Origin of the sequence: Blastomonas sp. AAP25, assembly GCF_001295965.1 — a bacterium.
GTDB classification, from domain to species: Bacteria; Pseudomonadota; Alphaproteobacteria; order Sphingomonadales; family Sphingomonadaceae; genus Blastomonas; species Blastomonas fulva.
Genome location: NZ_LJHP01000038.1, coordinates 68,158 through 81,210, shown reverse-complemented (window position 1 = coordinate 81,210; position 13,053 = coordinate 68,158). Strand labels below are relative to the sequence as shown.

Annotated in this window: 12 protein-coding genes; 6 read left to right on the top strand and 6 right to left on the bottom strand. The window is 65.4% G+C overall.

Going from position 1 to position 13,053, the window contains the following annotated elements; genetic code table 11:
* Positions 1-117: 117 nt before the first annotated feature.
* The 6 genes from IP68_RS18435 to lptF form a co-directional block, all read right to left on the bottom strand.
* Positions 118-1,512, bottom strand: a complete 1,395-nt coding sequence (locus IP68_RS18435) for a DEAD/DEAH box helicase (protein ID WP_054136484.1) — start codon at positions 1,510-1,512, stop codon at positions 118-120.
* A gap of 324 nt (positions 1,513-1,836) precedes the next feature.
* Positions 1,837-2,037: a zinc-finger domain-containing protein gene (locus IP68_RS18430; protein ID WP_054136483.1), complete on the bottom strand. Its 201-nt coding sequence runs from the start codon at positions 2,035-2,037 to the stop codon at positions 1,837-1,839.
* 61 nt (positions 2,038-2,098) lie between these two features.
* The gene (locus IP68_RS18425) at positions 2,099-3,868 is read right to left on the bottom strand and encodes a long-chain fatty acid--CoA ligase (RefSeq protein ID WP_054136493.1); all 1,770 of its coding nucleotides are present in this window, start codon (positions 3,866-3,868) and stop codon (positions 2,099-2,101) included.
* A 150-nt stretch (positions 3,869-4,018) separates the two neighbouring features.
* A complete protein-coding gene (locus tag IP68_RS18420) occupies positions 4,019-5,599 on the bottom strand; it encodes a lipopolysaccharide biosynthesis protein (protein WP_156318269.1) in 1,581 nt (526 codons plus the stop codon).
* A 9-nt stretch (positions 5,600-5,608) separates the two neighbouring features.
* Positions 5,609-6,706 carry an LPS export ABC transporter permease LptG gene (lptG, locus tag IP68_RS18415; protein WP_054136481.1) on the bottom strand — a complete coding sequence of 366 codons (1,098 nt, stop codon included), beginning with the start codon at positions 6,704-6,706 and terminating at the stop codon, positions 5,609-5,611.
* Between the two features lie 4 nt (positions 6,707-6,710).
* A complete protein-coding gene (lptF, locus tag IP68_RS18410) occupies positions 6,711-7,916 on the bottom strand; it encodes an LPS export ABC transporter permease LptF (protein ID WP_054136492.1) in 1,206 nt (401 codons plus the stop codon).
* A 134-nt stretch (positions 7,917-8,050) separates the two neighbouring features.
* On the opposite strand from lptF, the gene IP68_RS18405 reads away from it, so the two are divergent.
* From IP68_RS18405 to IP68_RS18380, 6 genes are all read left to right on the top strand, one after another.
* Positions 8,051-8,578 (top strand): DUF2141 domain-containing protein, encoded by a 528-nt coding sequence (locus IP68_RS18405; RefSeq protein WP_054136480.1) that lies wholly within the window; start codon positions 8,051-8,053, stop codon positions 8,576-8,578.
* 6 nt (positions 8,579-8,584) lie between these two features.
* Positions 8,585-9,562, top strand: a complete 978-nt coding sequence (locus IP68_RS18400; protein WP_054136479.1) for a diacylglycerol kinase family protein — start codon at positions 8,585-8,587, stop codon at positions 9,560-9,562.
* A gap of 111 nt (positions 9,563-9,673) precedes the next feature.
* Positions 9,674-10,573, top strand: coding sequence for a hypothetical protein (locus IP68_RS18395; protein ID WP_054136478.1), 900 nt, complete (start codon positions 9,674-9,676; stop codon positions 10,571-10,573).
* Between the two features lie 128 nt (positions 10,574-10,701).
* Positions 10,702-11,187: an SUF system Fe-S cluster assembly regulator gene (locus IP68_RS18390; RefSeq protein ID WP_054136477.1), complete on the top strand. Its 486-nt coding sequence runs from the start codon at positions 10,702-10,704 to the stop codon at positions 11,185-11,187.
* A complete protein-coding gene (gene sufB / locus IP68_RS18385; RefSeq protein ID WP_054136476.1) occupies positions 11,184-12,692 on the top strand; it encodes a Fe-S cluster assembly protein SufB in 1,509 nt (502 codons plus the stop codon). Before IP68_RS18390 ends, sufB begins: the two co-directional genes overlap by 4 nt.
* Positions 12,689-13,000 carry a hypothetical protein gene (locus IP68_RS18380; RefSeq protein WP_054136475.1) on the top strand — a complete coding sequence of 104 codons (312 nt, stop codon included), beginning with the start codon at positions 12,689-12,691 and terminating at the stop codon, positions 12,998-13,000. Before sufB ends, IP68_RS18380 begins: the two co-directional genes overlap by 4 nt.
* Positions 13,001-13,053 lie beyond the last annotated feature (53 nt).

The window sequence follows — 13,053 nt, the reverse complement described above, 5'->3', positions numbered from 1 at the left end:
GCGAGTGTGCGCTCCCCGCCCGAAATGTACGATCCCGCTGCCCCTCCACCACCAGCTCCGCTGGCGGTCCCCCTCCCCCAGCAAGCTGGGGGAGGATTTGAAGGGTTCTAAATTCGATCAGCCGATCCGCTTGACGCTGTCCTTGTGCGCGCCGACGCCGCCGACGCGGGCACCGCCGCCGCCGCCGCCACCCGAGCGGCCACCACCGCCACCGGGACGACCACCGCCGCCCGAGCGACGACGTGCGCCGTCACGCTTGGGGCCGTAGTTGCGGCCACCGGGGCCAGAGCGATCGCCGCTGCCACGTTCGCCACCGCGACCGCCGCCGCCCGAATTCACGGGCGCCTTGACCGGAGGCGGAAGCTGCGCTGCGGCTTCGCTGAAGCCCTTGGGCAGCGGCATCGGAACCGGCTTCACCTTGGTGAGGCGCTCGATGTCCTTGAGCAGGCCGCGCTCGTCACCGCTGACGAAAGCAATCGCGATGCCGTCGGCGCCGTTGCGCGCGGTACGACCGATACGGTGGACGTACTGCTCGGCCACGTTGGGCAGATCATAGTTGAACACATGGCTGACACCGGTGATGTCGATGCCGCGTGCCGCGATGTCGGTCGCGATCAGGACCTTGATTTCGTTGTCCTTGAACGCCTTCAATGCGGCGGTCCGCTGGCCCTGGCTCTTGTTGCCATGGATCGCGGCGGAACGGATGCCCGCTCCTGCCAGCGCGCGCACCACCTTGTCCGCGCCATGCTTGGTGCGGGTGAAGACGAGCGTGCGCTCGGGGCGGATTTCCTGCAGCTTGAGTGTGAGAAGCGCCTGCTTCTCGCTCTGGCTGACGAAGGTGACATACTGTTCGACGCGCTCGGCCGTCGTCGCCTGCGGGGCGACTTCGACGCGGACCGGGTTGTTCAGGAACCGCGCACCCAGCTCGGCAATCGCCTTGGGCATGGTCGCGGAGAAGAACAGGCTCTGGCGGTTCTTGGGCAGCATCGATGCGATGCGCTTCAGCGGCACGATGAAGCCGAGGTCCATCATCTGGTCGGCTTCGTCGAGCACGAAGATCTCGACATTCTCGAGCGTCACCGCGCGCTGCTCGATCAGGTCGAGCAGGCGGCCCGGCGTTGCGACGAGAACGTCGGTGCCGGGAGCCAGCTTCTTCTTCTGCTGGAAGATCGGCACGCCGCCGAAGATGCAGTTGACCGAAAGGTTCAGGAAGCGCGCATATTCGCGGATGTTCTCGGCGATCTGCGCGGCCAGTTCGCGGGTCGGCGAGAGGACCAGCATGCGCACGCCCTTGTGGGTGCGGCCCTTGGATTCCTTGGCGAGGTGATGCAGCGAGGGCAGCGAGAAGGCTGCGGTCTTGCCGGTGCCGGTCTGCGCGATACCGAGCAGGTCGCGGCCCTGCAACAATGCGGGGATGGCGTCCTTCTGGATCGGCGTCGGGGTATCGTAACCCTTGGAATCGAGCGCGCGGAGGATCGGATCGGCAAGGCCAAGTTCATGAAAATAAGACATAAGTGTACTCTATACAGAGCAAGGCGCTGGCCGCTCCCAAATGGGCGGCGCGCGCATTGCGGGGTTCAGAAGCGCCTGGGGGTCTCAGGAACTTCAGGAAAACGCCCCGCGTGAATTGGGATGTTCGATGGATCAAGCAGCGGGGTTTCATGACCCGGCCATTCGGACCTGTGTCTGATCCCGGAGGGATCACTGCAGATCGACGTTCACGCTGCCGGTTCGTAAGGGGCTTTGGGAAGGATTCCCGTGCCTAGGCGCGCTGCTTGGTTGGCCATATGGCGATAACCCTGCCCGATAGCAAGGAAATTCGCGTGGGCGCGTGGCTCAGGCGGCTTCCTGCACGTCCGCGGGGCCGCCGATCAGTACGAAACGGCGGTCGCAATAGCCGCATTCGACATAGCCCTTCTCGTCGATCTGCAGCCAGACGCGCGGGTGCCCCAGCGCTGCGCCGCCGCGAACGTCGCTCGCGCCATCGCAGGCGACGCGGGGGGTGTTGGTGCGGACGGTTTCAGGAGGCGTGATCATGGCTGGTGCGATTATCAAAGATGCCGCGCTCGCGCAATCGGGCTTTCGCGCGATGACCGCATCATGCCTTGTACAGCCCGTCGAGGCGGTCCTGATAGCGCCCGCGGATGACATGGCGGCGGATCTTCATCGAGGGCGTCATCTCGCCATTCTCGATGGTGAACGGCTCATCGGCAAAGGCGAACTGGCGGACCTTCTCGATCACCGACAGATCGGCATTGACCCGGTCGAGCGCGGCGCGGACCGCGGACTTGAACGCCGGATTGGCCTGCAGCGCGGCAAAATCCACCTTCACCCCCTGCGCCGTGGCCCACTCCATCGCCCATTCGGGGTCCGGAACCACCAGCCCGACCAGATAGGGGCGGCGGTCGCCCATCACCATCGCCTGGTGAATCTCGGGCTGCAGCGTCAGCATGCCCTCGACCTTCTGCGGCGAGACGTTGTCGCCCTTGTCGTTGACGATCAGGTCCTTCTTGCGGTCGGTGATCGCGATTCGGCCCGCATCGTCGATATGGCCGATGTCGCCGGTGTGCAGCCAGCCATCCTTGAGTACGCGCGCGGTCTCTTCGGGGTTCTGCCAATAGCCGTGCATCACCAGTTCGCCGCGCACCAGGATTTCGCCGTCCTCGGCAATTGCCACCTCGGTGTCGGCGAGCGGCGGGCCCACCGTATCCATCTTGATCCCCACCGACGGGCGGTTGCACGCGATGATCGGCGCCGCCTCGGTCTGGCCATAGCCCTGCAGCAGCGTGATGCCGAGCGCGTGGAAGAACACGCCGATCTCGGGGTTGAGCGGCGCGCCGCCCGAGACCATCGCCTTGACCCTGCCGCCGAAGCGCGCCTGGATTTTGGGGCGCAGGCTTTTCGACAGAATGAAGTCCATCGGCTTGTCGACCAGCCCCGCCCGGCCCGCCAGCTGCTTCTCGCCCAAGGTCATCGCGCGTTCGAACAGGAAGTTGGCGACCTTGCCCTGCTTCTGGATCTGCTTGAGGATGCGTGCCCGCAGCACCTCGAACAGCCGCGGCACCACCACCATCAGCGTCGGGCGCACCTCCTCGATGTTGCTGGCGAGCTTTTCCAGCCCTTCGGAATAATAGATCTGCGCGCCCAGCCCGATCGGGAAGAACTGGCCGGCGCTGTGTTCATAGGCATGGCTGAGCGGCAGGAAGGAGAGGAACACTTCGTCCTCCCAGCGGAAATCCTCGGCGATCACGCGGGTGGGTCCTGCGACATTGTGCAGGATCGCGCCATGGTGCTGCATCACCCCTCGCGGCGCGCCGCCGGTGCCGCTGGTGTAGATGATGCAGGCGGTGTCGTTGCGGGTGAGCTGCGCGGCGTCGGCGCGCACCTGCGCCATCAGATCGGCCTGGCGGGCGGAATCGCCGGTCACCAGATCGGCCCAATTGTGCGTGCGGAAACGGCTGGCCTGACCGACCTTCATCGGCTCCATGCCGATCACGTGCCAGGCATTGCCCGCGCGCAGCACCGCGGGCAGCAGCGTGCGCGCCAGCTTGGCGTTGGACACGATCACCGCGCGCGCGCCCGAATTGTCGAGAATGTGCTGGTGGTCGCGCTCGGTGTTGGTGGTGTAGGTCGGCACCGTGATGCAGCCTGCCGCCATGATCGCAAGATCGGCGATGCACCATTCGGGCCGGTTTTCGCTGACCAGCATCACCCGGTCGCCGCGCGCCAGCCCCATGTCTTTCAGCGCATGCGCAAGCTCTGCCACCTGGCCCGCCGCCTCGCTCCAGCTGATCGAGACCCAGGCCCCGCCGCGCTTGGCCCACAAGAAGGGCCTGGCGCCCAGCTCGTCGGCGCGGGCAAAGAACATGGCGACCAGATTGTCGAACTGCGCAAACTGGTCGAGGGACGTGTTGGCGATCACCGGTATAAGGCTCCTCAAAGTGCCGCGCTTCGGCGCGCGGTCTTGTGATCACGGGTCTAGCGGGCTTTGGTTGCAGGAGCAATCAGTGCTGGCGGGTCAAATCCGCAACGTCCGACCGGCCTTGCCCAGGGCCGCCTTGTCCTCGGTATCCAGCCCCAGCTTCAGCCCCAGCCAGACCAAGGGAAAGAACAGCCCAAACTGCAAGGCGGCCCGCAGCGCCATGTGCAGGCCGCCGAACGCGACGCCGATCAGCCACAGCGCCGCCAGACCGGCCACGCCGCAGGCCAGCGCGCGCACGAAATGGCTGTCGAACGGGCCGAGCCCGTTGCTCCACCACAATTCCACCACTGCCGACCAGCTCGACACGACCACGCCTGCGCTCACCGCCAGCGCCATGCCGGTCGCGCCCAGTGTGGGGACCGTCAGCCAGCCGACCAAGGCGGCGATGGCGATCCCGGCAAGCGAATTGGCCAGCGGCAGCATGCGGTGGCCGGTCATCTCGACGATCGGGGTGGCAGCGCCCAGGATCGTTTCGCCAGCACGCCCGACCAGCAGCACGATGAGCACCGGAAGCGCAGCGGCGGCCTGCGGCGAGAACAGCAGCAGCAGCGCATCGCCGCCCGCGATCATCACGCCAGTCAGCGGCAACACGACGATCGCCGCCAGCCGGTTGGCAAAGCGGTACAGGGGCGCGATCTCGGCGGGGTCGGCGGCGCTCTGCGCGGCGCTCAAGGGCGCGAGGACATAAAGGAACGTCTGGCGCACGATCAGCGGCACCGAAGCGATCTTGCGCGCGATGCCGAACAGCCCGGCGGCGACCGCACCCCCCGCACCGCTGAGCGCCAGCCCCAGCAGCACCGGCGGCAGATCGTTGAACGCGCGCCGCGCAAGGTTGGGGGGCATCGTCGCGAGCCCGCTCTTGAGCGTGTCGCGGCGCAGCGCCGGCGGCATCGGTGCGCGCCACAGTAGGGCGAGATCATAATAGCGGCCCAGCAGCCGCACCGACAGCCAGGCGGTGATCGCGAGCGAGGCGATATGCGCGATGAACAGCCCGAACAACCGCACCCCCAGCGCATAGAGCGCCACCGCGACGATCAGCCGCGCGATCTGCTCCCAGAAGATTCGCAGCCGGATCTCGGGACCGAAGGCGCGCTTGGCGCGCGCAGCGGCGGTGGCGATCTCCAGCGCGACGGTCAAAGGCAGCGTCCAGATGAACAATGCGATCATTTGCGGAAGCGCCGCGCGCATCTCCGGGCCGACGGCAAAGGCGGGTGCGATCCACGGCGCTGCCAGCGAAATCGCGAGCGCGAGCAGCGCGGACGGGATCACCGTCACCAGCAGCGCATAGCGCACTGCGCCATGCTCCGCCTCGCGGCTGGGCGCGGCGGGAACCGATCGCTGCAGCCCCTGCGCCAGCGAGAGCGTCGTCAGTGTCGCCAGCAGGTTCACCGCCGCCCACAGCACGATATAGGTGCCATAGGTTGCAAGCCCGAACATCCACACGAAAGCGGGCTGGGTGATGATCTCGATGACCGCGCCCATTCGCGCCAGGCCTGACAATGCCGCCCCACTGGCCACGTCGGTGCGGCTGACGGCAGGGGCGCGGCTGACGGCAGGGGCGGCGCTGACGGCAGGGCCGCCGGGGGGAGCGTCAGGATCGGCGGGCGTGTCCGCCACGGTTGCGGCCTATTCCTCGGTGCGGATCAGCACGGTTTCGCCCACCATCAGGAACAGCAGGAAAGGCGACCATGCGGCAAGGATCGGCGGGTAGGCACCCAGATTGCCCATCGCCAGCGCGAAATTGTCCGCGACGAAATAGGCAAAGCCCAGCGCCATGCCGATCACCGCGCGGATGAACAGCTGGCCCGAGCGCGCAAGGCCGAAGGCGGCGACCGCGCCGAGCAGCGGCATCAGCAGCGCCGACAGCGGGCCCGAGAGCTTGTGCCACAGGTTGGATTCGAGCGAGGCGGTCGGGCGGCCTGCCTCCTTGAGCTCAGCAATCGCAGACCACAATTGCAGGAACGACATGCCTTCGGGGTTGACCTTGCTCAGCGTGAACTGGTCGGGGCGCACCCCGCCTGCGGTGGTGATGTTGCCCAGCGCCTGCTTCTGGCCGGTGGTGACATCGAACTGGCTGGCCGCGGTCAGCTTCCAGCCGCTGCCGGTGTAAACCCCCTCGGTCGCGGTGACGATGCGCGCAAGCCCGCCTTCCTTGTCGCGGACATAGACCGAAATGCCGGTCAGCCGGGTGGCGGGGCCGGTGCCCTCGACCGTATCGGCCTGGATAATGCTGTCGCCATCGCGCACCCAGACATTGGCCTTCACGTTGGAATCGCGCGGGATCGGGCCGAACTCGGCCTGCTCCCAGGCGCTTAGCGTTGCGGTCGCGCGGCTGAGAATGCGTTCGGAAAACACGAAGGTGATCGCCGACACGCCCAGCGCCGCGATCAGCAGCGGCGCCAGCACCTGGTGTGCCGAGAGCCCCGAGGCCTTCATCGCGACGACCTCGCTGTTTTGGTTGAGCGTTGCCAGCGTGATGATCGTCGCCAGCAGCACCGAGAACGGCAGCACCAGATCGATGATCTGCGGCGCGCGCAGACTGATATAGGTCAGAAGCTGCGCCTGGCCGTTGCCGGGATAGGCAAGGATCTTGCCGCTTTCGCCCAGCAGGTCGAGCGACTGCAGCACCAGGAACAGCAATGCTGCCACCGCCAGGATGCTGGTGAGGAACTTGCGCGCCATGTAGATGGCGACGGTGCGCGAGGGGAAGAATTCCATCTGCATGGCCCTATTCCTGGAAGGACCGCTTGCGGCCGAAGCTGAACAGCCCGCGGATCGCCGTGCCCGATTTGGCAAACAGCTTCTCCAGCGTACCGATCGGCTGACCGCCGGGCACGAAGGCAACCTGATAGTACATCCAGCCGATCAGCGCGGCAAACAGCGAGAAGGGTAGCCACAGGGCGATGATCGGATCGACCAGCCCCAGCGCGCCCACATCTTCGCCATATTCGTTGATCTTGTGATAGGTCACGATCATCACGATCGACAGGAAGACGCCCAGCGCCGAGGTCGATCTTTTGGGCGGGATCGCGAGCGCCAGAGCCAATAGCGGCATCAGCATCATCATCACCACCTCGACCATGCGGAAGTGGAAATTGGCGCGGGTCTGGTTGCGCTGCTGCTCGGGAATGCGCGCATCGGCGCCGATCCGGACCAGCTCGGGGATGGTGTATTCGCGGTCCTTGCCGCCACCGCGCCTGCGGAAGGATTCGATCTTGGGCAGATCGATCGGCAGGTCGTGGTTGGAGAAGGTCAGCACCCGCGGGGTTTCATAGCCCGGCGCATTGTGGATCAGGGTGCCGCGGGTGAGCCGCAGAATGATGACATTGGGGTCGTCGGTGGCGAGGAACTTGCCCTGCTCGGCACTGACCGAAAGCGAGGTGCCCGATTTGGCTTCGGCGCGCACGAAGATGCCGAACAGTTCGCGTCCGCCATCGCGGCTCTGCTCGATCCGCATCGTCATCCGGTCGCCCAGCTGGGTGAACTCGCCGACCTTGATCGATGCGCCCAGCGCGCCCGAGCGCAGTTCGAATCCCAGCTCTTCATACGCATAGCGCGCCTTGGGCTGGATATAGCCGACCAGCGCCAGGTTGACGAGCATCAGCGCGACCGCAAACATGTAGGGCACGCGCAGCAGCCGGGTGTAGCTGAGGCCCACCGCGCGGAACACGTCGAGCTCCGACGACATCGCCAGCTTGCGGAAGGCAAGCAGGATGCCCAGCAGCAGGCCGATGGGGATGCCGAGCGAGAGATATTCGGGGATCAGGTTGGCAAGCATCCGCCACACCACGCTTACCGGGCCGCCTTCGGCCGCGACGAAATCGAACAGGCGCAGCATCTTGTCCAGCACCAGCAGCATGGCCGCTATGACCAGCGTGCCGACGAGCGGGAAGAAGACGAGACGGGCGATATAAGCGTCTGTGGCGGTTATCAATTTCAACTTATTGTCGCCCTGTCACCATGATTTGGCCGCAAACGCTTCCCATAAGCAGACGGGTAAAGGGGGCTCATCAGCCAAACCGCGCCATCCGGAGCGGTCCGGCTATAGCTTCTGGGATTGATTACGTCATGTTCAAAATTGCGGCAAAATCACTGGCCATCGCGGCTGCAGGCACCCTTGCCTTTGCAGTGTCCGTGCCCGTGGCCAGCGCGCAGCGGCAGGAAATCTCCAACGACATGCGCAAATGCGGCGCCGGTGCGTCCGGTCCTGCGGTGCATGTCGAGGTGAGCGGGTTCAAGGCCGCGACGGGCCGCGTGCGCGTCCAGGCTTATCCCGCGACCAAGGGCGCCTGGCTCGAAAAGGGCGCGTGGATCAACCGGATCGATGCGCCGGTCTCGCCCCGTGGCGGCAAGATGAACTTCTGCGTGCCGGTGCCTGATACCGGCGCTTATGGCATCGCCGTGCGCCACGATGTCGATGGCAGCGGCAAATCGGGCTGGAACGATGGCGGCGGGTTTTCGAACAACCCCTCGCTCTCGCTGCTCAGCCTCAAGCCCTCCGCAAGCAAGACCGCTATCCGGGTCGGTCCCGGCGTAACGCGCATCCAGGTGGTTTTGAACTATCGCCAGGGCATGACGATCAAGCCGATAGGATAGACCTAGATGACCCTCGTAGCGCTCATTTCCAATCCACGCTCCACCGGCAACAAGGCGTTGCTGCCGGCGGTGCGTGATTATTGCGCGCACAATCCCGACATTTTCCATTATGAGGTGGAAGAGGTTCACCAGATCGCCGACGCGCTGCGCGCGATCGCTCTGGTCAAGCCCAAGGTGCTGGTGATCAACGGCGGCGATGGCACGGTGCAGGCGACGCTGACCGAGCTCTATCATGGCGGCCATTTCGGCAAGAACCCGCCCCCGGTGGCGGTGCTGCCCAACGGCAAGACCAACCTGATCGCGCTCGATCTGGGCGCCAGCGGCAAGCCGATCCCGACGCTCGACCGCATCGTCAACATCGCGGGCAACGACCTCGAAAGCCATATCGTGGTGCGCCAGCTGATCGCGCTGACCGATGGCGAGGATGGCCGTCCGGTGCTGGGCATGTTCATGGGCGGTGCCGGCCTTGCCGAGATCATCCTGTACTGCCGCCAGAAGATCTATCCCCTGGGCCTGCCCAATTCGGTCAGCCATTTCATCGCGGCCGTCGCCGGGCTGCTGACCATGCTGTTCGGCCTCACCGCCAAGTTCCTGCCGATCACCCGCTCGGCGCTGCGAATCTCGTACTTCCAGAAGGGCGAGCTCAACGGCAGCTTCATCGTGGTGATGGTGACGACGCTGGAGAAACTGCTGCTCGGCAGCCGCGCGGAGGCAGGCAGCTCGCCCACCGGGCAGCTGAAGTTCATCGCGGTGGAACACAACCGCGCGGGCCTGACGACGATGCTGATCGACACGCTGATGGGCCGCTTCGGCACCCGGCGCGGACGCGGCGTGCATCTGGCGCGCGAGGACATGATCCGCATCGACAGCGACCGCAGCCGCAGCCGCGTCGTGCTCGATGGTGAGATCTTCGAGGCCAGCGCGGGCAAGCCGATCATTCTGCGCTCGACCGATCCGGTGCCGTTCCTGCGGCTGGCGGCTTGATCGCCTTTTTCGCCATTCCCGCGAACGCGGGAATCCCGCTATAGACGCGACGCCTGCAAGGAAGCGGGACCCCCGCGTGCGCGGGGGTGACGAAAGAATGTGGACGTTAGCGTGGACTCTCTGAAATCCCTGATCGCCGCCGAGGCGCTGCAGCCGGTCGACCCACGCGTCAGCGCCTTTGCTGCCGAGCTCGTCCGCCCGTTCGGCCGTGCGGCGCGCGCGGTGATCTTCTACGGATCGTGCCTGCGCGAAGCACAGCTCGACGGGCTCATGCTCGATTTCTACGTGATCGTGTCGGATTATGCCGAGGCCTATCGCCAGGCTGGCAAGGCCGGGTGGATGGCAAGCGCCAATGCGCTGATCCCTCCCAATGTCTTCCCCGCCGCGCACGACAATCTCGCGGCGAAATACGCGGTGCTGTCCGAAGCCGATCTGGCGCGCGCGTGCTCGATGCAGGCCGGCGATGTCTCGGTCTGGGCGCGGTTCGCGCAGCCGGTGCGGCTGGTGTGGAGCGCGGATGATGCCGCGCGCGATGCCGCGCTGGCCGCCCTGTGCGATGCGCCGGTGACGCTGCTGCGCCATGCCGCGCCGGTGACCGATCCCGCGCCCGGCGATCTGCTGGCCGCGTGGCGTACCGGCTTCACCCGCACCTATGGCGCTGAACTGCGCGCCGAGCGCGGTGATCGCCCGGACAAGGTCGTCGATTTCGCGCCCGATCATTATGCCAGGGTCGGCGCGGCGATCGCGCGCGAACATCCCGACATTGCCGCGATGCCGCGTCCCGAGGCCGAAAGCCGCTGGGCGGCGCTCAGGCGCAAGGGCAAGAAGATGACGGTGGCGCGGCTCGCCAAGGCAAGCTTCACCTTTGCCGGCGGGATCGATTACCTCGCCTGGAAGATCAATCGGCACGCAGGCACACAGATCGAGATCCAGCCCTGGCAACGCAAATGGCCTCTGGTTGCGGCGGTGTTCCTGGTGCCCAGGCTGCTGCGATCGGGCGCGGTGAAGTAGCATTGCCCTCTCCCCTGCCGCTTGCGGGAGGGGAGATATCGCGCTTCCATCTTCACCCTTGATTTTCCAGCCCAAAACCGCCATCTCCCTAATCGGAACGATTCACTCCGATTAGCGGGTCAAGCCTTATGCGCATGTCCAGTCTTGCCGATTATGCCGTTGTGCTAATGAGCGCCGCCGCGCGCCATTGCGGCGGAATGCGCTGCAATGCGCGCGCGCTGGCGACCGAGACCGGGCTGCCTTTGCCCACCGCGCAGAAGCTGGTGAGCAAGCTGTCGGCGGCCGGGCTGATCGAATCGGTCCGCGGTGCAGGCGGCGGTTTCCGGCTGTCGCGCCCGCCCGCCGCGATCACGCTCGCCGATATCGTCGAGGCGGTCGACGGCCCCATCGAGATCACCGTGTGCGCGGGCGACCACGCCAGCGATTGCGCGATGGAGGGCAGCTGCCATGTCCGCCCGCACTGGCAGATCGTCAACCGCACCATCCGCGCCGCGCTCTCAGGCGTGACTCTCGCAAGCCTCGGCCAGCACGTTCCAACGTCTCTTGGCCTCGATCCCGAACGCCCCGAACATCCGCTCGACCTGAAGAAGGTCGGCGAAAGGACCTCAACGTGACCGACGACAGCACCCCTGCAGACACTGCAGCCGACACCAGGCCGCGCGACGCCGATGCCTGGGCGGCGGCGGAAAAGGCGAGCACCTATGAATGGGGCTTTTCGTCTGCCATCGAGCAGGAAATGGCCCCCAAGGGCCTGACCGAAGACACTGTCCGCTATATCAGCGCCAAAAAGAACGAGCCCGAGTGGATGCTTGACTGGCGGCTGAAGGCCTTTCGCATCTGGCAGACGCTGGAGACGCCCGACTGGGCCAAGCTCAACGTGCCGCCCATTGATTATCAGGACGCCTATTATTACGCCGAGCCCAAGGCCAAGCCCAAGCTGGGCTCGTTGGACGAGGTCGATCCCGAGATTCTGGAAGTCTACAAAAAGCTCGGCATCCCCATTGAAGAGCAGAAGGTTCTCGCCAATGTCGAGGGCGCGCGCAAGGTTGCGGTCGATGCGGTGTTCGACAGCGTCTCGGTCGCGACCACCTTCCGCGAAGAGCTGTCGCGCGCAGGCGTGATCTTCATGTCGATCAGCGAGGCGATCCGCGAATATCCCGATCTGGTCAGGAAGTGGCTGGGCAAGGTCGTGCCGGTGCGCGACAATTATTTCGCGACACTGAACTGCGCGGTCTTTTCCGACGGCACCTTCGTCTACATCCCCGAAGGCGTGCGCTGCCCCATGGAGCTGAGCACCTATTTCCGCATCAACGCCGAGAACACCGGCCAGTTCGAGCGCACTTTGATCATCGCCGACAAGGGCAGCTATGTCAGCTATCTCGAAGGCTGCACCGCGCCGCAACGCGACGAGAACCAGCTGCACGCCGCGGTGGTCGAACTGGTGGCGATGGACGATGCCGAGATCAAGTACTCGACCGTGCAGAACTGGTACCCAGGCGATGCCGAGGGCAAGGGCGGGATCTACAATTTCGTCACCAAGCGCGGGCTGGCGCAGGGCGCACGCTCCAAGATCAGCTGGACGCAGGTCGAAACCGGCTCTGCGGTGACGTGGAAATACCCGTCGTGCGTTTTGAATGGCGAGGACAGCGTCGGCGAGTTCTATTCGGTCGCGGTGACCAACAATTACCAGCAGGCCGATACCGGCACCAAGATGATCCACAACGGCAAGGGCAGTCGCTCGACCATCGTGTCGAAGGGGATCAGCGCGGGACGCAGCAACAACACCTATCGCGGGCTGGTGCGCGTCGCGCCGGGGGCAGAAGGCGTGCGCAATTTCACCCAGTGCGATTCACTGCTGCTCGGCGACCAGTGCGGCGCGCACACCGTGCCGTATATCGAAGTGCGCAATCCATCCGCGCAGATCGAGCATGAGGCGACGACCAGCAAGATCAGCGATGATCAATTGTTCTACGCGATGCAGCGCGGGCTCTCGTCCGAGGATGCCGTGGCGCTGATCGTCAACGGCTTTGCGCGCGAAGTGCTCAAGCAGCTGCCGATGGAGTTCGCGGTCGAAGCGCAGAAGCTGCTGGGGATTTCGCTGGAAGGCTCGGTCGGTTGATCCTGCTGTCCGCCCTGGCCCTGATGCAGCCTGCGATGGTGCCGCCCGCCCCGGCGGACGAGATCGTCGTGGTCGCCGAACGGATGAAGCGGATCAAGCTGCGCCTCTCGCGCAGCAAGGGCGTGCTCAAAAGCTGCCGCGTGCGCGTGTCGAGCGGCGATCCGGTGATCGACGGCTATGCCTGCGAGGCGATCGGCGCGTGCATGACCGAAGGCGCGATCAAGCGCCAGCCGCTGACCGATTGCACCACCGACAAGGTGCTGGCGTTCTACCACGATCGCCGCAGTGCTGCGGATACGAGCGAATGATCCATCCAATCCACATCCGTCATCCCGAAAGACTCCGGTGTGACGACAGACAA

Excerpts from the sequence above, each read along its gene's own strand:
- IP68_RS18400 (WP_054136479.1), top strand. The coding sequence starts at position 8,585 with ATGACCCTCGTAGCGCTCATTTCCAATCCACGCTCCACCGGCAACAAG.
- IP68_RS18430 (WP_054136483.1), bottom strand. The coding sequence starts at position 2,037 with ATGATCACGCCTCCTGAAACCGTCCGCACCAACACCCCCCGCGTCGCC.
- IP68_RS18435 (WP_054136484.1), bottom strand. The coding sequence starts at position 1,512 with ATGTCTTATTTTCATGAACTTGGCCTTGCCGATCCGATCCTCCGCGCG.
- IP68_RS18390 (WP_054136477.1), top strand. The coding sequence starts at position 10,702 with ATGCGCATGTCCAGTCTTGCCGATTATGCCGTTGTGCTAATGAGCGCC.
- IP68_RS18425 (WP_054136493.1), bottom strand. The coding sequence starts at position 3,868 with ATGTTCTTTGCCCGCGCCGACGAGCTGGGCGCCAGGCCCTTCTTGTGG.
- lptG (WP_054136481.1), bottom strand. The coding sequence starts at position 6,706 with ATGCAGATGGAATTCTTCCCCTCGCGCACCGTCGCCATCTACATGGCG.
- IP68_RS18405 (WP_054136480.1), top strand. The coding sequence starts at position 8,051 with ATGTTCAAAATTGCGGCAAAATCACTGGCCATCGCGGCTGCAGGCACC.